Below are 17,302 nucleotides of genomic sequence, written 5' to 3' on the forward strand. Positions count from 1 at the left end.
TGTATGGACGAGCCAACCCCGACCTGCTGCGCAAACGCGTTCTACTCGCCGACTGAGCATGCCCCTTCACGGAATGTGAGCCAGATCCAGAATTCACGCGTCGTCGACAGTTCCCAATATCTTCCCACTAAAGGTCGCACGCTCTGACCCTATCTACAAAGATGCAGGTAGAGGGCGTGATGGGGTTTTGTCGTCCATCGGACTCCTAAAGCGGGTGCCGCAGGTTCGAATCCTGCCCGGGCACTCATCTCCACGAGGCATTTCGACCCCTGACCTGCCGCTTCTTGACCGCAGGTCTTTCGCTTTCCAGGCCCTAGATAGGTCACCGAGGGCAGCCACATGCAGACGTAGGACCTTGATCGGGAGACACGGAAGACGATCTTGAAGGCGTTTCCCAAGGTCAGCGATGGCGCTGCAAGATGCCGATCATAGATACGAGGAGTTCGACCTCGACAGGCTAGCCAGTGAATCTGCCCTCTTCGACCTCGATAGGACGCTCATTGATCTCGATGACGCGATCACGCGGTGGGCCCAGGGGTTCGCTGAGCAACATCACTTGAGGCCTGAAGACGTCGCCTGGCTCGTCACCCTGGAGCAGGGCCTCCGCCCCCATCGAGAGGTGTTCTTCAACGAGGTGCGTGAGCACTTCGCGCTGGCGGCATCGGTCGAGGGAGCTATGGACCGGCTACCGTCAGCGGATGCCGCAGCTCGTGCGGTGTTATCCGGCGTCCTGCCCGAGTCGGATGATCTGCGCACCGCCGGGTGGCGGGTTGGGATCGTCACCAACGGCATGGCGGACAACCAACTCGGCAAGCTCCGACGAACCGGCCTGCTTGATGTGGCTGACGGCTATGCGGTGTCGGGGGTTTGAGGGCGTCCGAAAGCCGGATGTTCGCCTCTTCCAGATCGCCGCGCAGCGATGTGGGGCCAGCCGGGAGGTCCAGCGCGGCGGCGTCAGCGCGCGCGCCCGGCAAGGCGAGGTCAACAGCTCCACCGTGTCCGACAACTGGTCCACGCACCCCGCCACTGCGCCAGGCCCGAGGCGAGCGCAGCATCGTCGAGGTCGCCGCAGCGGCGGAAGGGGAAGCCGAACCGCGCAAGTGGATTGCCCGTCCGGCGGCGTTGCGGTACGCGGCGGCGCAGGACACGCCGCCGGCCCGGCCGCACAGTCGTTGAGCCCAGCCTCGGCGAGGGCGGTTAGATGGTGGGTGACAACCTCGTCGCGGACATCGCAGGTGCTCAGGCTGCGGGTCTGCGCGGGATCTGGGTCGATCGAGGTACGTGGCCGGGGCACGAGCATCGGGCCGATCACGTGGTGGCGGGGGTAGTCGAGGCGATTGCCATCATGCGTGATACGCACCAGCCGGGACAAATGTTGAGCTGATGCCATATGAGCAGTTCAGCTGGACGGCGCGACGACCGCCCGTTATCGTCACATTGATCCCATAGATAGTCGTCCTCAAGGTCCAAAGGATCCAGGGTGATGGCGTCCCAGGAACAGATCGACGCCGTGCGGCGGACGATTGAGCAGTTACGCGACCAGCACTCTAACGACGTGCGCAAACTCGTCAGCCTGCTCGAAGGCGGCGCGAGGAAGGGCAAGGCCGCCGACAAGCTGCTCAAGGATTGCCAGGCGTGGGAGGCAGCCTAGAAAGGCGCCTTCAACCGGGCCCTGGCGCTGGTCGAGTCCACGCGCCCCGATCCATTGGACCGGTGGAGCTCACCGCTCAATGTCCCGTGGAAGGCCGGCTGATGAGCCCATCTGCGAACCGGATCGGCATCGACCCCGCGCTGATGACTCAGCTGATCGGCGAGATCAAACGCCTGAACCAGTCATGGCCGGATGCGGATGCGCGAATCGGTAGAGCTCTGAGTTCGATCGGCGCCAGCATGAGCGGGCCGGGCACGCTGACAGACGTCGCCTCCCAGATCGCCCGGGAGGTCTCCGACCTCCAGCGCCACCTGGACCTGATCGTCTCCACTCAGAAGATTGGGCTCGACAAGGGCGTTGTCTGGGCGGATGGGACGCTGTGGGCTTCGAACTCGTCGACAAGCGGCGCCGCAGCCGCCAAGTCCGTAGCCGACCAGCTTCGCAAGGCTGTGAAGGACGCTCTCAAAGCTCGCGGGAGGCTCTCCAAGGAGACCTTGAATCTGCTGGAGAAGCACCAGCACGACCCCTACTTCGCGGTCGCCTTCGTCAAGGAGGTGCCGCCCAAGGAGTTGAAGGCGCTCCTGACACAGCTCTACCTGACGCACCGCGGCTCTCCGGACAACCGTTGGGGGAAAGCGGCATCGTCGTCCCCCGTCATGGAGGGTGTGGCACGTGCTCTCAGCGTGATGTCGGGAACGGCCTCCCGCGGAGTCAGCGATATGAAGCTGCGCAAGAGCTATATCGACGAGCTGATCGCGACCGCGGACCTGCCGAGCGATGTCGTGGTTGACGAACTTCTGCGCTTCGGAACATTCGACGACGGGTTCCTGCGCGAGGTTGCCAACAAGGTCTTCGACAACGCGAAGAAACCACCAGAGCACCAGTAGCACATCACGCGGTTCGGTGCTGGCCTGGCAACTGCTCTGGCTAACAACCCGAGGGTCGCGCAGGACTTCTTCACCGATCCCGCACGCAAGCCCCTGTCTTTCCTGATGCGGGACAACCCCTGGGGCGACCTCGGCCGGGCCATTGAGGCGGCCACCACAAGGTTCCGCGACCACGACCAACCCCCCGGTAGCTCACGAGGGTACAAGTCACCCTTGATCGCGTCCTGGGCTGTCCACTTCTGGTCAGACTCACGAGCTCAGGCCAGCCTCCGCGACTCCAAGCAGAGCGCCGCCCGAGTTGTCTCTACCTATTCGAGTGACATTCATCGCATTTCTAATAGCAGCAACAAATATTCGACTGGGCGTAACTAGACTCAACGACTCCGATCCGTATATACCTGGAATTCAGCCTTATGGAGCCCAGTTGATGGGGGCGTAGTAAAGAACGTGATGACGTGGGCTTTCAAAGATCCTTAGGCACTCAAGGCGGTCGCCGAGGCGCACGGAGAGTACAGCGTGAAGGTCCTCGACAACCAAGGGTCCGATATCAAAGAGAAGATCAGCTCGGCATTTAGCGCGTGGCACAGTAGCCATCCAAACGCTACGGATGCCGAGCGACGCACAGAACGCCAAAAATTGCCATCTGATGGCATGGCGACCAAATGAGAAATCTCTTCAATGTGAGAGTTAACGACCTGAGCATGTCACCCTACTTCATAGTCGATGCCGGGAATCTTTCGAAAATCAAGGAAGCCGATCGCGGGGATGCATCCAATAGGGCACTCATGAATGCGTTTACCAGAACGCTCAAGCTAGTGCTTACTCCCGTTGGTGACTAGGTCGTCTCGGGGTACGAGTTCGCAGAAGCATATGCCAGCGACAGCGTCGAATTAACTGAAGGCAAGGAGGCTCGAGGCAAGGAGGCGAGCACGCTTGCTTAGAGTCAGAACCTATTCAAGGATCCCACCGTCGACTCGATGATGCGATATGGGCTGTTGGCGCCGAAAGAGCTTCAGGCATCGACCATCCTTACATCCTTAACTCTCGGAAGAATTCAATTGGAGGCTCCATCTCGAACGGCCAGATAATCCTACGCAGCGAGATGAGCTCCGACCAGGCTTCCGCCTACGATCAATGGCCGAAGCGGTCACCAGCATGGGGGCTGTTCCGCAAGATCGACAGTTCCGTGTGGGAGGGATTCCCACGGCCCACCGAAGACTATGAGGAGGCCGAGAAATGAGAGCTTGGCGTTCATCGGTTATTTTGTCTGCCACCCTTCTTGCCGCGACAGCATGTTCGTCACCTCCTCCGTCCCCTGTAGACCGGAGGCCACTGGGCAGTGTAACGAAACCACCCCTGGAATGCGATTTTCTTTCCAGCCAGGCTATATCTCGCGCTATTGGACTTGACGCTTTCTATGCAAGCGGGACGGCTTCGCCTAAGGATTCCACTCACTGCGTTGTTGCCAAATCTCCAAACATTCAAGATAGGACGCTTCTTTACATCGAATTGCAAAGCTCTTTTACTTCCACGCCGGAAAGCCTGCAAAACACCAAAATCGCCAACCAGGGAACCGACTTGCCGACCGACTCCATGCCTGGCTTTAGCGCTGCCATAAAAGACACGGATGGAAACACGGTTGGAGACAAGATCTTCGCATGGACACATAGCGGTTCCAAGATACTAGCGATCCAAATAATCCGCGGCGCGCCGGGCCGCGATCATCGTGCGGATGCCATCGAGTTCGCCCGACAACTTCGCCCCCTCCTCCTTACCCCCGACTCCTGACACTTTCACTATCCGTAGTGAAAGTGACACGCCCTATTGCGGATGAGGAACCCTGATCGGGAAGGCGGAAAGAGCTCGTCGCACTTCGCCGCGATCCGGGGAGCCGAGCGCGTACTGTCACGGTCCTCAGGAACCACGGGCTTGGGCTTTCTTGGACGACGAGGGGGCGTCGCAGTCGTCGTGTGCGGCATCCGGGGGACGGCTTCATGCTGCTGACGTGGCGCAGCCGAGTCCCGTGATTGGTGATGCTCCCCCGGTCGTCTCGTTTTGTTCTTCGACTGCTTACGGTCTGTCCGCGGCGCCGTCGAGGGCGGAGGCGTTTCGGGAGCGGGTGTGTGCGTCGCTGGCGGGATGAGCACGGTTGGGCGTTCGGCAGAGCTCAGGTAGGGCGTCGGCACCGGGGTGGCCGTCGTTCGAGGTGAGGCGTTGTCGGTGCCCCACGCGCTCGACCAGATGCTGAAGCTGACACAAGCCAGGAGTCCGGCGATGAGCACCGACCGGGGCAAGCGATCCTGATTTCGCAGAGTGGATCGGCCGGGTGGAGCTGGGGGCGAATACGTTCGCCAGTCGAGGGAGTCGGACACGTTGAGGGGCGGCGGTCGATCCTGAAGGGGCTGGTCGGACGGCGGTCGCCGCAGCGGGGGCCGCTCTCCGGGGAGCGGCGCGGGGTGGTCGGGATCGATGTGCGTGGTCCTCCTCTCGCTGCGCGCGCGTGACAGAGTGGCGCAGCGTGACGGGCTTCGGCGGGAACGACGCGGCATGGTGACCAGCGTGAAACGTAATGGCCCCAGCAGATCCGGGGCCGAAGCGAGACAAGGCTCAGTTATGTGCCGAGGGCGTTGTCGATTTTGCTGTTGATCTGCTCTTGCTGGCCGTCGATGCATTTGGCGTAGACCCGCGGGAGCACATCGACGCTGTGACCGGCGCGCTTGGCCACCTCGGGGCCGGCACGCCAGCGTTCAGCCAGAGGGGAGACCGCCGCATGACGGAGGTCGTACGGACGCGCGGCCAGTGATGAGGCGACCTGTTCCCGGGGTGAGAGCCAGCTTGCGGCTTCCTGCCAGACGTAGGAGTGCGGCCGAACTGGAATGGGAGCCGCCGGTACCCGTGCTGAAGATCCTGCCGTCCTTGGCAATGCCGTACCGGGCGACGTGTTCACGGAGCATGGCGACCAGGGCGGGCGGGAGGGGGATCTCTCGTGTCTCCTTGTTCGCGCGGTGCTTCAGGCTACGAGACTCGTGGGTCTGGCCGCACTTGGTCCAGCGCTTTATGCCCTGGGGCCGGGCCTTCTCCAGGACAATCAGGCCCCAGCCTGTCCCAGGCAGGGTGCAGTTCCTCAGCCGGAGAGCGGCGTAATAGATGCAGGCGAACAAGGCCTGGAGTCGAGCGCCCCGCTTGCGGCCCGCCTTGGGCAGGGCGTTGAGGAGTTGCCGCGCTTGGGCGGGATTGACCACCGTACGAGGGGCGATGACTGTGACGGCCCTCGCGGCCGTCCATTGATCTCGTCCAGCGGGTTGGTGTTAAACACCTTCTGCTCTACTGCGTGTTCCAGCGGGACGCAGGATGGCGCGCTTGCGCCGTACCATGTTTCGCCCCCGCTGGAGCGCCGACCGAGATGGCCTCGAGAGCCGTACGGAGGACATGCGCCTCGCCCAGGGCCGAGAGCGGGAGCGACGCCCCCTCCAACCAGGCCAATGCCGCTGCTTGGGCCGTCGTCAGAGCGGCACGTCTGCCCTCTGGGAGCAGCACGTGAATCCTGAGGACCTCCCGCGGTTCCTCAGCGGCGGGCCGGCGGGGTGCATCGGACACCAGAGCCGGAACCAGGGTCAGAAGCGCGTACGCGTCCGTCTCGCGGGTCCGGGCCGCTGAGGTGTTCCAGCGCCGGAGCACGTACGCCTGGGCGAACTCCAGGAACGATGTCCCGGAGGATCGGGCAGAGAGCATCGACACCGGCAAGCCCGTAGCGATGTCGAACTCCTCCCCGTCTTCGCTGCCTGGCGCAGGTCGGACTTGAAGGCGTTGGCGAGGCCCTTGGTTCGGAAGGTCTTGGACTTGCGGTTGCCTGCGACCCGCCAACGGGCGATGAACGTAGCAGTCTCGCGGTCCGTGCGGTGCTGGATTCCGCCGAGCTTCACGTCGTAGGTGGTGTTCATGCGACCTCCCGTCGCGAGTCGAGCCAGGCTGTGAGGTCGCTCCGCCAGACGCGGAGTTCGAGGTTGGACAGTTGGATGCAGACTGGCGCGCGGCCGAGCTCGCGCCAGCGGTAGAAGGTGCGCCGGGAGACACCGCCCAGTTCGGCGAGCATCTGCGGGACAGTCAGCAGTTCGTCGCGCCTACTCATCGGCGGTCACCACCTGCATTGGGAGTGGTGTGCCGGTGAGTGCAGCCGCGAGGAGTTGGTCCCCGAGGGAAAGGCCCTGTCCGGCGTACTCCAAGTGAGCAACGATGAGGACAGTGTCCTCGTCGAAGAGAGGCAGCCGCCCAAGGCTGATCTCTTCAGCAGACATGTGCTCTTCCCGGGCGGCACGGAGGGCGCCGAGAGTGGTGGAGAAGTGGCCACGGAAGCCCAGCATGTGAGCCCACTGAGTGAGCCGCTGGGCGGCCAGGTCGGCCTTCTCGCCGAGGCGCATGCAGTGGGCGATCAGCCTACGGGGCGTGTTCGCCAAACGGGTAGGGCGTCGAGGTTGTCGAGGGGTTGGATACGCCGGTCCAACGTGCCGACGCACTCGGCGGCCTTCGTGGCGTACTTGGCGATGTAGGCGGCGACGGCCTGTTCGGTGAGGTCGCCGTCCATGGTGATGCGGCGTACGTCCAGTTGTGTGCCCCATCGGAACGTCCGGCTCAGTGGCTTGACCTCCGCGGTCACGACGGTCGCCGCGTGCTGGACGGCTTTGGACAGGGCGTCGGCGGTGGCCCAGGCTGGTGGCGGCGAGTTGGGGCCGTCGGGTCCGTCGAAGCGGATGACGGCGTGGAAGTGGGCGACGCCGCGGCGCTGGTATTCGGCGACCTTGGCGAAGGCGATGGTTGCCTGTTCGCGTAGGGCTTTGACGGTCAGGCCGCTGAGCCGGGCGAAGCGGCGGCGCAGAGCCAAGGTGAAGCGGCGCCAGAGTTCAGGGCTGATGGCGTTAAACAGGACCGTGGACCGCGACGGCTTGGAGCGCGGAGATTGCGAAGGGTCTGAGCGGCCACCAGGAGACTGGTCTCCTACAGCCGACTATTTCTGGCCCACCGCAGGTACTGAAAGGCGTCGAGTTGTGGGAGTTTCGAGAAGTTCGTCACTTCGAATCCGCATTGACTCGCCCAACTTCTCGGAGCGGCCTGCGGAAGCAGAGCCGTGCCTGCTGGCTCCTCTTCGAGGTCATGGCTTAGCGGTACGCGTCAGCCCCCCGTCGATCAAGATGTTCTGCCCCGTAAGGTAGGTGTTCTGTTCGCTGACAAGCCACGACACCAGCGACGCGATCTCCTCGGGTTTCCCGAGCCGGCCCACGGGAATCTGCGCTCCTATCGACTCCAGATCCTGAGGCGAGTACGCCTCCCGTGCTGCTTCTGTTAGCACGAAGCCCGGAGCGACACAGTTGGCGAGCACACCCGATGATGCGACCTCCGCCGCGAGCGAAGCTGTTAGGCCGTCCAGCCCGAACTTGGAAGCGCAGTACGCTGCGTCGAGGCGATTGCCAGACAACGACCACAGCGAGGTGATGCTTACGATACGCCCCCATCCTCGCTCCATCATGGCCGGAAGAGCGGCTCGGATGAGAGCAAACGGGGCGCGCAGGTTGACGTCGAGCAGAGTGTCGTAGTCATCGTCTGGGAACGTCTCCGTCGCACCTTTGACGTTCAGGCCGACGTTGTTGACCAGGACGTCCGGACGACGATCCCGTATTTGCCCGGCGAAGAGCTCGACCTGATCTCGGCTGCGCAGATCCAACACCGCGTACTCTCCGTCCGACGGAGCATGCGAAGGCCTGTCCCGTGAGGTTCCCGTGAAGATGCATTGGTATCCGTCGGCTAGCAGCCGACGTGCGATCGCTCCTCCGATGCCTCTCGTACCACCGGTGACGACGGCGAGGCGAGAAGGGTCCGGGTCCGAGGAGGAAGGTCGCGGGTTCATGGTTGCCTGTATAGCAACACGCGTATGCGGAGGGTAGGTGACAAGCGAGTATGGGGTCCCTCCATCACGGACGTCGAAGCGTGCTTCTCCGAGTTGGTGATTCGCGAGAGTGAGCTCCAGTCCGGCCAGGGCGTCCAGTCCGGCCTCCAGGCCTTCGCCCACCGTGCCAGGGACTCCGGCCCGCCGCCAGCGCTGCTGTCGATGGGCGGCAGGGAGCGCTTCGACAACATCACGTGGAGGCTCTGGCCCCAGCCGCAGGCCGAGCTCCTCGACAGCCGGCGCTGGAACGTCCGGATTTAGCCCGCGCATGCCATCTTCGCGTACCTGGAGATTTCACACGATCGGCAACAACGGCACAGTCGCCTGGGCGCGCTCACCCCGATGCAGCCCAAGGACGCCTTCACCGTGGCATGACAAACCAGGAACACGACTCCACCGAAGCCGGGCACAGCAAGGTCGCCACCGAACCAGGGCAACTCAAGATGCGTGCTCGATCTATCGCCCAAGGTGAAGAACACAGACCACACTCCAGGTTGGGGGCCACAACCACCGCTTGGCGGGCTACCGTCGAGGTATCTTCTGCCCTGTGGAAGGAGCGTCGATGGCCCAGTGGTCCGCGCAGGACTTCGCCAGAATTCTCCGGGACGACGTACTGGCTCACGGCGATATCTCGATGGCCGTCGTCGCCGCTACGAGCTCACGACGCTTGCCGCCTAACGGCACGCCCACGGCTACTCCCACGCAAGCGTCGGCCTCGCCTACAACGAACGCTTCCCCGGTGCCGCCATCACCGCCAAGAACATCTCCCCCTGGGAAGACTGAGAGCACCCAAGTGCCGTCCGGTCCCTTTCGGGCACGCCACCGTCCCTGATGGACCTCAAGCGGCTGGCTGAGATGTGAAACTGCCTCGTCGACGACCTTCTACCCAGACCTCACGATCACCTGCGGCGCTCCCGAATCGCCGCGCCGCGACCCGCATAGACGGAGTCGCTTGCCGATCAATCTCAGCCATGTGTAGGAACGACCGCCAAGGACTCCGAACCGATCACGACCGTCCAAGCCAGTCTTGACGAAGGGAAGATTCACTTGAAACTATCCCGCCGCGAGTTCGCAACCCTCATCGCCATCGGCGGTTCGGCCTCCCTGTTCCCCGAGTCCATCGCCGCGGCGGCAGACGCGAACCCCGCCGAGATCTTCCGCATGAATCTCATCTCCCACCAGGCAGGACATCACCTTCTAACCCCCGCCCAGCACATCCGTTCCCTAGTCGCGATTCTCACCGAGATCAACAAAGCCAGGCAGAACGCACGGCCTCCGCTCGACAGCGATCTCATGCGCGTCAAAGCGGAGGTCGCCGAACATCTCAGCTGGCTCCATCGAGAACGAGGCGATCAGCACCACAGCATGCTATGGGCCGAACATGCGAGCATATGGGCGATCACCAGCGGTGATCCCGATATGGCCGCTTATATGGTCCTCCGCCGCGCGTCTGCGGCCCTGGACGGAGGAGACGGCGACCTGGCACGAATCCTGGCTGCTCAAGCGCGGACTGTGTGGAACCTCCCGACGGCGCTAAACGCTGTCGCATGTCTCTACCAGGCTCGCGCTTCCGCGATCACTGGGATCGTGGACACCGCTCTGCTCGACACGGCCGACCAGCTCCTGGCCCTTGATCCCGATGGGGGCCCGACCTACCTTCGCTTCTACGACCGCGAATGGGGAGACCTCCAACGCGCTACCTGCTATATCTCCGGCGGCCGCTCCGAGACCGCCATCACCATCCTTGACACTCGCCTCGCTGCACTTCCCACCACCCACCATCGAGACCGCGCAATCCATCACGCTCGCCTCGGCACCGCCCACGCCGCGATCGGTACCGCCGACGCAGCTGCGATCGCCGCGATCGCTGGCCTGGCCGAAGCCCGGCGTGCAGGGTCCCAGCACGCTCTCTCGGAGCTGAAGACCTTGAGTGGCCTGCTTATCCACCGCTGGCCGGACCAACCCAAGGTGCGTGAGCTCACCGAGGCTCTGGCCACGACGTAGAGAGACAGGCATATTCTCCGCTAAATCTACGCCATTCTAGCCATCCAAGCAGTAGATGAAACAGGCGGGTGATGAAGGATCGACGCTGAGATGTACGAGTTTGTCGCCAGGTTGCAGTGGCCAACTCGCTGGATTGGACGGTTGCCGGTGAGTGACGGATGCATCGAGATGCGCACCTTGGTTCTCCTGTCTGGCCGGGAGCACGTAATAGTTGAGTCCGCGCTTTCGGATCTCGCAAGCCGACGCCTCGCGGATCGTCGGCGCGCATCCTAAGTTGAGACGTTCAACACCTATGTCGACATAAGGTCCAGTCGTTGGATGTTTAGAAGGCGTGCCAGCGCCGAGGCGCATCCGGATTCTGGAGGCAAAAAAGGCGATGCCGGAACTCCTGTGCGATGGCTCGATCTTCGCTGACATTCTGCATCAACCAGGTCGTCATCTTCAATTCGAACATGTCTCTGATTATGGGATAGCCCTCCCAAGTGAGAACATCGAATCCGTACCGCTCGGCGTATCCGTCGTACTCGGCACGCGTGCGCCAGCCCAAGGTGCGTTCGATGGCGGTGATGCCGAGGTCGGTCTCTGGAGGACCGAACGAGAAGCACTCGAAGTCGATGAAAACGACACTCCCGTCGCGCGCCTTGATAACGTTCTCGTCGTGGGCGTCACCGTGAACAGCGCATGGGTTATGAATGAACGCAAGGCCCTCGTATGCGGCCTGAAGATCCTGATACTTCTTCAACAAGAATTGGCGTTCCTCGTCCGAGAGCACGTTGGTAACGCTAATGCATTCTGGAACACGCCTGAGGAGATCAAGTTTCGGTAGCAGGAGATCTGCGGGTACGGGCAGCTGGTGGAGACTGCGGAGGGCCGCCGCGAGGTCCATGAGACTCACCGGCGAGCCGTCATTATCGATGAAGTGCCACAGTGTTACAGGCTTCCTTCGCACAACGAGAGGTTGCTCGTGATCCGTAGTTCTCGCAGCAGGAACCCCCTGGTCACGAAGCCACGCAGATACGGCTACCTCCTTGCGGACGTCGTCGATGACCGCTAAACTCCGCGCGATCCTCACAATGACGTTCTCAGCCGCCAGAACGAATACAGCGTTCTCGCCTAGGCGGATCAGCCGAGCGCCTTTAGTGACCAGGCCGACAGTCTGGCAAACCTCTTGAAGTGTCGCGAACGCTTCCTGGGAAGTGAAGGGCACCGTGGACGGCTGGGACACGCCCGCTTGTGCCCCTTCGGTCGAGATTCGAGGACGCGGCCTCACCCCCCGGTCTCCCTTCAACTAGCCCATCCGCTTCCGGCGACGGGAACAGCTCGTCGCATCGCCTCTCGAACAACGGGGCGAGTCCCTTCTAGATTAGGTTCGCCGTTCTCAATGCAGCCAATCACCACCGCCGTCCGCGCAACATTCGGAGTGGAGCGATGAGGATATGAAGCGCCGCGAGCTGCTGCGACTCTTCACGGTGGCCAGCGCAGTCCTGGCAGCGCCACAGACCACCGACACGGTCGACCTCGACAGGCTCGCTTCGGCCGAGAGAACTGGCCGCATCGACACCGAGACGGTCAACCAATATGAGACGCTGAACACCCACCTCTGGCAGGTGTTCGTACTCGCCAGCGTCAAGAACAAGGTCTACCCGCTCGTGCGGGACCACCTCGCCACACTCGTCAACAGCCTGCGGCGGTCCGCCGCTGGCGCCGACCACCTCCGCCTCTGCGCGCTGGCCGGAGACGCGTTCCAGCTGGCGGGAGAAATCTTCTTCGACGCCACCCGCTATACCGACGCCGCCCACTGCTACACACTCGCCGCCAGCGCCAGCGAAGAAGCAGGCGCCTACGACCTGTGGGCGTGCGCGATGGTCCGCCACGCGTTCGTCGGGATCTACGACCACCACTACTCCGAGGCCCCGCCCATGCTGGACGCCGCGGCAAGGCTCTCTCGCCGCGGCGATAGCTCGATGTCCACCCGGCACTGGGTTGAGGTCGTACGCGCCGAGGCACTCGCCGGACTGGGCGACTTCGATGGCTGCCAGCGCGCCCTCGACTCGGCCGAACAGGTGTACGGCATGACAGGGCAAATTCACAACGGCGCATGGCTGCGCTTCGACGGGGAGCGCCTCGCGGAGGAGCGCGGCACCTGCTACGTCACCCTGCGTCGCCCCAAGCTGGCCGAGGCCGTCCTCACCGAAGCGCTCACGCACAGCCTGTCCACCCGCCGCCGCGGCGGAGTCCTGGTGGACCTGGCCACGCTCGGCGCTCAGCAGGGAGACAGAGACCGGGTGCTCGACTATGGCCGCGCCGCCGTCGAGCTCGCCCGTTCGACCGGCTCCGGAGTCATCGGCGCCAAGCTGCGCGGCCTCCAACGCCACATCGGAAGCCTGACCCCCGATCAGCCGATTGACGCTCTGAGCAATGACATCGACGAGCTGGCCACCAACGCCTGAGAAGAGGAGTCACCCTTGCGGGAACAGGGCCAGATCTTCCGCGAGTCGTGGATCGACGACGTGAAGGAGCACTTTCCGGCGAATCGAAGCCGGCTACATCACGGCTGGGAGGAGACTCCCCCATGGCAGCGCCGGACCGCGGCGAACACCTTCGCGATCGTCCGGGAGTTCATCGAGGACACCGGCCAGCGGGGCATCACCAAGCTGTCGCGCGAGCAGCGCGGCCGGTTCGTCGCCCTCTGCTGGATCGGCCAGATCTACGCAGCTTTCGACGACCCCAAGCCGTCATACGTGCCGGACTGGGAGGACCTGCCAGAGTGGCAGCGTGAGACCGATTCCGACATCTTCGATCGCACTCCCCAAACTGGGGTGTTGCGACGACCACTAGAAGGGAGGCCATGCGCCGGGGCTCTTTCGTGTCCGATGCATCCTTGGCAGGCCCCTTCCTTCCGCAGGTACCCGGCGGCGTCAGCCCTCAGGCTCGAGGAGTAGGTCGGCTACGGCGTGAAGGTGACCACATGGTGAGCATCGCGCAGCCGCGCCCGCGCCCACGCGAACGCACCCTCGACATCGTCTCGCCGCACTTCGTCGGTGAAGTGCACGGGCGGCTCGGATCGGTCGACGATCGGATAGTCGGGCATCGGCCGCAACGCCCACCCGCCCGGCTCAAGATGAAGATCCCAACGCACCTCGGGATCCTCCTGGCTGGCCAGCGCGCGGCGTAGCCATCCACAAGCTGCGGCCCACGTCTGCGCCCCAGGGGCGGGCACGGGGGCATACCCGTACCAGCCGTTACCCAGATCCCTGCCTGTATCCATCAGCAGTCCACCCTCACCGACTCGGACACCGGCTCCGCGCGGTACTCACGCCCTTTGCCGTCCTGGCCCGTCACCAGGATACGCAGCGCCCATCGGCCAGGCTCGCAGTTGCCGTACGTCAGCGCGTACAGCCGGCCTTCCCCGCCGGGAACCGTCACGTAGTCCTCTGCCTGCCGTTTCGCCCAGCCGGACGCCTGCCGCTGCTGCAGCGTCAAGGTCATGTGGTGGCTGCGCGGCGGCACATCGCACCGCGCCTTCACCACCGCCTTGATCCAGACCGCGTCGCCTTCGGAATCCGGGCGAAACGCGGTAGGTGGGGTGTCGGTGGTGAGGACGCAGCCGTAGTCGGGGAGCCCGGATGCGCTGCCGGTCTTCCCGGCCTCGCACTTCTGGGCAGCCAGAGGGAGCACCAGCACAGCAATGCTCGCCGCGAGTCGACGCACGTCGTGCCCCTTACCCTCGAGCGCGACGCGCCAGGTCGAGGATCGCGTCCACGACGAGCTCCGGCTGATCGTGGTGGATGTAGTGGCTCGCCCGCTCGGCCACCACATGCGTGGAGTCCTTGGATAGCGCCGCCAGGTCCTGTTGCAGTGGGTACAGTCTCGGAAGTATTTGTGCCGGTGCGCGATCTCTTCCGGTGTGGTGGCATCCGGCCCGACCTCGCTGCACGTCAGCACAGTCAGCGGGATGTCGCCCAGCGGCCCGGTCCTTCGCCGGACCGCGGCGCCGAGCTGCGCGCGCAGCGCCCACTCCCACCAGGAGGTGCGCCGCCGCCGATCGGCGAGAAGCTGCGCGACGGCGGCGTCCACGTACTCAGGCGGCCACCATGCGGACCGCAGGTCCTTGAAGCCGAGCTCGACGGCCAGCCGGCGCACACCGAACCACTGCAGCCGGCGCCGTGCCCCGTATTTGACGGTGCGCCAGTGGTAGCCCGGGATGCGGTCCTGGTCCGGGTGGCTGGAGTCGACGAGCACGATGCCCGCAACCTCGCCTGGGTAGCTTGTGGCGAACAGGCGCACGATGAAGCCGCCGATGGAGTGGCCGACGAGTATGAAGGGCGGCTCGATGCCGGCCCGGTGCAACGCCTGACGCAGGTCGTCCGCCGCGTCCATGAGTGCCATGGGGTTCCAGACGGGGTCGCTGTAGCCGAGCCCGGCCCGGTCGAAAATCACGGCCGTCGTCTCCCGGGCGAGTTCGGGCAGCAGGGGAGCGAAATCGTAGGTGGTCTCGCCGAGCGCGGGCACGATCACCACCGCTGGGCCGCCCTCGCCTTCGGCCCAAAGGTGGATGCGCCGCCCGCCGATGTCGACGAGCCGGCCGGGTGGTTGGTAGCGGCGACGGTCGCGGGCCGATCCCCAAGTCTGGTAGACGGCTGACGCGAGGCCGAGCCCGGCCGCGGCGGTGGCTGCTACGGTAAGTAACCGTTTGGTTGGCATGCCCTCCACGCAACCAGCGCAGCCTGGTTGCGTCACGCCTCCGCACGGTCACAAGTAGCTACCGAATCGCGCTATTGCCACGGGCCAGCGCGACCCCGTAGGACCCGGTGCCCTCCACCCCGATGGCGTGCAGCCTGCCGAACGAACGCAGCCAGGCCATCGGCTCGGCGTATCCGGCTGTGGTGGCTGGGAACTCGGCATCGGCCAGGCGGCGGCCGTCAATCAGCACCACTACGGCGTGATGGGTGTCGGCGTGGGTGTCGACACCGCCGACGATCCGCCGCTTCTTCGGCTTCTTGGTCATGAGCGTCCTTGTGTCGTCGGGGAGCATCGGTGGCGGTGTGTGCCAGGCGGCCGGGCGGGCAGACTAGTGACGGAAGCAGCGCGATCAGGCTCCTATAAGGCCACGCGCGACCGCTCTGGCACGCAGCCTCGGCGTGCTTCCGGCTGAGGCGACAGATCCGCTGTCGTGAGGCGTTGCTGGTGCTTCCCACGGAAGCCGCACACTTGGACGTGTTGAGCGGAATCTCACCCGACAACACCATGCGGCCGGTAGAAACACGATCGTGACCCCCAGCCTCCCGCCGCCGCGTATGCTCACCGCCGAAGGTCCCCGTTTCCCTGACAGCCCGAACGAGGTCCTCATCAGCGCCTCGCCGAACGCGGTCATCGCACTGCTTGGCGCCGCGTCCGTCGACCCTGGTCCCGGCGACAGTGATTGGTACGCCGGTATCCTCGGCCGTGCTAGGGCACGACTACTGCCCGGCTGCGGCCAGTCCTTCACGCTCTCGCGCGATGATGGGCTACATCGCACTGGCAACGCTGTCCTCGCCGCCCAAGGGCACACCCACGCATACGGCGTTCGGTCTGGCGCAGAGCGGCTGCGCAAGACGCGGGCGATCAACCGCGCCCATCGTAATGAGGACGGCGGCTACTGGGTCGCCGAGACCACCGCTAAGGCGCGCTTGCGCGCTTGTTCCCCCAGCTGGTCGCGCGGGCAGGCGCGCACGCTGGCCCTGGCCGCCAGCAACATCGCCGGCGTAACCATCCCTCCTCCGGCGATCGGAGGCTGGGCTCAGCTCATCGCCGTCCTTCATCACGACGCCGACGCCGTGCCGGGTACCGTCCACCAGACCAAGACCGTCGATCCACAAGCCTCACCGGGGCCCCGGTTCAACATTCATGACGGCAGAGCGCTGGCCATCGCAGATTTCACTGTCCCGGCGGGTGCGGCTTCATGAGCGGCACGCCCCTTCCCCGCCCTGGACTTCCCCGCCACTCCGTCAGTGTCGCCGGTGCCGTCGTGCGCGCTGATGGCCGCCTGCTGTGCATCCGCCGCCGCGACAACGGCGCGTGGCAACCGCCCGGCGGGGTGCTTGAACTCGAGGAGACCCTGCACGACGGAGTCCGCCGCGAAGTGGCCGAGGAAAGCGGTCTCCTGGTGGAGCCCAACGCGCTGACCGGCGTGTACAAGAACATGATGGCGGGGGTGGTCGCGCTCGTCTTCCGCTGCCACGTGGTGGGCGGCTACGCCCATCCCACCGCAGAGGCCACCGAGGTCGCCTGGCTCACCTGCCATCAGGTGCGCGCGCTCATGAGCGAGGCGTTCGCCATCCGTCTCCTGGACGCGTTGACCTTCCAAAACGCCCCAGCCGTCCGCGTTCACGATGGCGTGCGCCTGCTCGCTTAAGACCAGAGGCCTTCAGCGGAAGCCCGCCTGCGCCCACTGAGCGGTCAGGAATACGCGCGGCCAATCCCCCCGCTCTGATACGTCAGTCCTCGATGAACTGAGCTCTCTGGTAACCATGCGCCTCCCCGACCGCGGCCAGATCGGCCGGCAGGTGCTCGGCGGTGGGTGGAGCATGGTGGTTGGAGGCATTCAAGAAAAGCCAAACCGTTGCCTCGTTACGAACGCACGCGAAGAGCGACTCATGATGTGGGGGCCTCCCAAGAGGCTTCCCGACCTGGTCTGGGCGGGCGTCAACGCCTTGATAGACACCCCGTATGAGCCGTTCTTCATCGACCCTGCCCGGCGTCACGACCTCCTTCTACCCGGCCAACAACATCGCGTACCTGTCACTCGGCGTGCGCGAGGGGCCGCTCAAGGACGTGCACGTG

General features: G+C 64.4%; 19 protein-coding genes. 12 read left to right on the forward strand and 7 right to left on the reverse strand.

The window, feature by feature from the left end:
* Positions 1-406 precede the first annotated feature (406 nt).
* From ACWEJ6_RS51225 to ACWEJ6_RS51245, 5 genes are all read left to right on the forward strand, one after another.
* Positions 407-871, forward strand: coding sequence for an HAD family hydrolase (locus ACWEJ6_RS51225; protein WP_452432849.1), 465 nt, complete (start codon positions 407-409; stop codon positions 869-871).
* 330 nt (positions 872-1,201) lie between these two features.
* Positions 1,202-1,384, forward strand: coding sequence for an HAD hydrolase-like protein (locus ACWEJ6_RS51230; protein WP_452432850.1), 183 nt, complete (start codon positions 1,202-1,204; stop codon positions 1,382-1,384).
* Between the two features lie 99 nt (positions 1,385-1,483).
* A complete protein-coding gene (locus ACWEJ6_RS51235) occupies positions 1,484-1,651 on the forward strand; it encodes a hypothetical protein (protein WP_452432852.1) in 168 nt (55 codons plus the stop codon).
* Positions 1,652-1,713: 62 nt separating this feature from the next.
* The gene (locus ACWEJ6_RS51240; RefSeq protein WP_452432854.1) at positions 1,714-2,538 is read left to right on the forward strand and encodes a DUF6571 family protein; all 825 of its coding nucleotides are present in this window, start codon (positions 1,714-1,716) and stop codon (positions 2,536-2,538) included.
* A 516-nt stretch (positions 2,539-3,054) separates the two neighbouring features.
* Positions 3,055-3,204, forward strand: a complete 150-nt coding sequence (locus tag ACWEJ6_RS51245; protein ID WP_452432855.1) for a hypothetical protein — start codon at positions 3,055-3,057, stop codon at positions 3,202-3,204.
* 3,271 nt (positions 3,205-6,475) lie between these two features.
* Here ACWEJ6_RS51245 and ACWEJ6_RS51250 read toward each other — a convergent pair.
* From ACWEJ6_RS51250 to ACWEJ6_RS51265, 4 genes are all read right to left on the reverse strand, one after another.
* Positions 6,476-6,667, reverse strand: a complete 192-nt coding sequence (locus ACWEJ6_RS51250; protein WP_452432856.1) for a helix-turn-helix transcriptional regulator — start codon at positions 6,665-6,667, stop codon at positions 6,476-6,478.
* Positions 6,660-6,956: a replication initiator gene (locus tag ACWEJ6_RS51255; protein ID WP_452432858.1), complete on the reverse strand. Its 297-nt coding sequence runs from the start codon at positions 6,954-6,956 to the stop codon at positions 6,660-6,662. The genes ACWEJ6_RS51250 and ACWEJ6_RS51255 overlap by 8 nt, the downstream gene beginning before the upstream one ends.
* An 11-nt stretch (positions 6,957-6,967) precedes the next feature.
* The gene (locus ACWEJ6_RS51260) at positions 6,968-7,417 is read right to left on the reverse strand and encodes a replication initiator (protein WP_452432859.1); all 450 of its coding nucleotides are present in this window, start codon (positions 7,415-7,417) and stop codon (positions 6,968-6,970) included.
* Between the two features lie 267 nt (positions 7,418-7,684).
* Positions 7,685-8,437: an SDR family NAD(P)-dependent oxidoreductase gene (locus tag ACWEJ6_RS51265; protein WP_452432860.1), complete on the reverse strand. Its 753-nt coding sequence runs from the start codon at positions 8,435-8,437 to the stop codon at positions 7,685-7,687.
* Positions 8,438-8,533: 96 nt separating this feature from the next.
* Here ACWEJ6_RS51265 and ACWEJ6_RS51270 point away from each other — a divergent pair, with 96 nt between their 5' ends.
* The gene (locus ACWEJ6_RS51270) at positions 8,534-8,737 is read left to right on the forward strand and encodes a hypothetical protein (RefSeq protein ID WP_452432861.1); all 204 of its coding nucleotides are present in this window, start codon (positions 8,534-8,536) and stop codon (positions 8,735-8,737) included.
* 786 nt (positions 8,738-9,523) lie between these two features.
* Positions 9,524-10,480 (forward strand): hypothetical protein, encoded by a 957-nt coding sequence (locus ACWEJ6_RS51275; protein WP_452432863.1) that lies wholly within the window; start codon positions 9,524-9,526, stop codon positions 10,478-10,480.
* A gap of 322 nt (positions 10,481-10,802) precedes the next feature.
* Here ACWEJ6_RS51275 and ACWEJ6_RS51280 read toward each other — a convergent pair whose 3' ends face one another.
* Positions 10,803-11,705 (reverse strand): phosphotransferase, encoded by a 903-nt coding sequence (locus ACWEJ6_RS51280; RefSeq protein WP_452432864.1) that lies wholly within the window; start codon positions 11,703-11,705, stop codon positions 10,803-10,805.
* 211 nt (positions 11,706-11,916) lie between these two features.
* On the opposite strand from ACWEJ6_RS51280, the gene ACWEJ6_RS51285 reads away from it, so the two are divergent.
* The 3 genes from ACWEJ6_RS51285 to ACWEJ6_RS51295 are packed head-to-tail and all read left to right on the forward strand — an operon-like array spanning position 11,917 to position 13,655.
* A complete protein-coding gene (locus ACWEJ6_RS51285) occupies positions 11,917-12,930 on the forward strand; it encodes a hypothetical protein (RefSeq protein ID WP_452432866.1) in 1,014 nt (337 codons plus the stop codon).
* A gap of 15 nt (positions 12,931-12,945) precedes the next feature.
* Positions 12,946-13,422, forward strand: coding sequence for a hypothetical protein (locus ACWEJ6_RS51290; RefSeq protein ID WP_452432868.1), 477 nt, complete (start codon positions 12,946-12,948; stop codon positions 13,420-13,422).
* 26 nt (positions 13,423-13,448) lie between these two features.
* Positions 13,449-13,655 (forward strand): hypothetical protein, encoded by a 207-nt coding sequence (locus tag ACWEJ6_RS51295; protein ID WP_452432869.1) that lies wholly within the window; start codon positions 13,449-13,451, stop codon positions 13,653-13,655.
* Between the two features lie 92 nt (positions 13,656-13,747).
* On the opposite strand, the gene ACWEJ6_RS51300 is transcribed toward ACWEJ6_RS51295, so the two are convergent.
* Together ACWEJ6_RS51300 and ACWEJ6_RS51305 are read right to left on the reverse strand one after the other, a co-directional pair.
* Positions 13,748-15,184 carry an alpha/beta fold hydrolase gene (locus ACWEJ6_RS51300; protein ID WP_452432870.1) on the reverse strand — a complete coding sequence of 479 codons (1,437 nt, stop codon included), beginning with the start codon at positions 15,182-15,184 and terminating at the stop codon, positions 13,748-13,750.
* A 58-nt stretch (positions 15,185-15,242) separates the two neighbouring features.
* Positions 15,243-15,488 (reverse strand): IS110 family transposase, encoded by a 246-nt coding sequence (locus ACWEJ6_RS51305; RefSeq protein ID WP_452432871.1) that lies wholly within the window; start codon positions 15,486-15,488, stop codon positions 15,243-15,245.
* Between the two features lie 262 nt (positions 15,489-15,750).
* Between ACWEJ6_RS51305 and ACWEJ6_RS51310 the strand changes: the two genes are divergently transcribed.
* The gene (locus ACWEJ6_RS51310; RefSeq protein ID WP_452432873.1) at positions 15,751-16,425 is read left to right on the forward strand and encodes a hypothetical protein; all 675 of its coding nucleotides are present in this window, start codon (positions 15,751-15,753) and stop codon (positions 16,423-16,425) included.
* Positions 16,422-16,874 carry an NUDIX hydrolase gene (locus ACWEJ6_RS51315; RefSeq protein ID WP_452432875.1) on the forward strand — a complete coding sequence of 151 codons (453 nt, stop codon included), beginning with the start codon at positions 16,422-16,424 and terminating at the stop codon, positions 16,872-16,874. The genes ACWEJ6_RS51310 and ACWEJ6_RS51315 overlap by 4 nt, the downstream gene beginning before the upstream one ends.
* Positions 16,875-17,302 lie beyond the last annotated feature (428 nt).

The sequence above is a fragment of the Nonomuraea sp. NPDC004702 genome (assembly GCF_053601695.1).

Coding starts and splice junctions, on each gene's coding strand:
- ACWEJ6_RS51225 (WP_452432849.1), top strand. CDS start 407: ATGGCGCTGCAAGATGCCGATCATAGATACGAGGAGTTCGACCTCGAC.
- ACWEJ6_RS51230 (WP_452432850.1), top strand. CDS start 1,202: ATGGTGGGTGACAACCTCGTCGCGGACATCGCAGGTGCTCAGGCTGCG.
- ACWEJ6_RS51235 (WP_452432852.1), top strand. CDS start 1,484: ATGGCGTCCCAGGAACAGATCGACGCCGTGCGGCGGACGATTGAGCAG.
- ACWEJ6_RS51250 (WP_452432856.1), bottom strand. CDS start 6,667: ATGAGTAGGCGCGACGAACTGCTGACTGTCCCGCAGATGCTCGCCGAA.
- ACWEJ6_RS51255 (WP_452432858.1), bottom strand. CDS start 6,956: ATGCGCCTCGGCGAGAAGGCCGACCTGGCCGCCCAGCGGCTCACTCAG.
- ACWEJ6_RS51265 (WP_452432860.1), bottom strand. CDS start 8,437: ATGAACCCGCGACCTTCCTCCTCGGACCCGGACCCTTCTCGCCTCGCC.
- ACWEJ6_RS51285 (WP_452432866.1), top strand. CDS start 11,917: ATGAAGCGCCGCGAGCTGCTGCGACTCTTCACGGTGGCCAGCGCAGTC.
- ACWEJ6_RS51295 (WP_452432869.1), top strand. CDS start 13,449: ATGGTGAGCATCGCGCAGCCGCGCCCGCGCCCACGCGAACGCACCCTC.
- ACWEJ6_RS51300 (WP_452432870.1), bottom strand. CDS start 15,184: ATGCCAACCAAACGGTTACTTACCGTAGCAGCCACCGCCGCGGCCGGG.
- ACWEJ6_RS51305 (WP_452432871.1), bottom strand. CDS start 15,488: ATGACCAAGAAGCCGAAGAAGCGGCGGATCGTCGGCGGTGTCGACACC.
- ACWEJ6_RS51315 (WP_452432875.1), top strand. CDS start 16,422: ATGAGCGGCACGCCCCTTCCCCGCCCTGGACTTCCCCGCCACTCCGTC.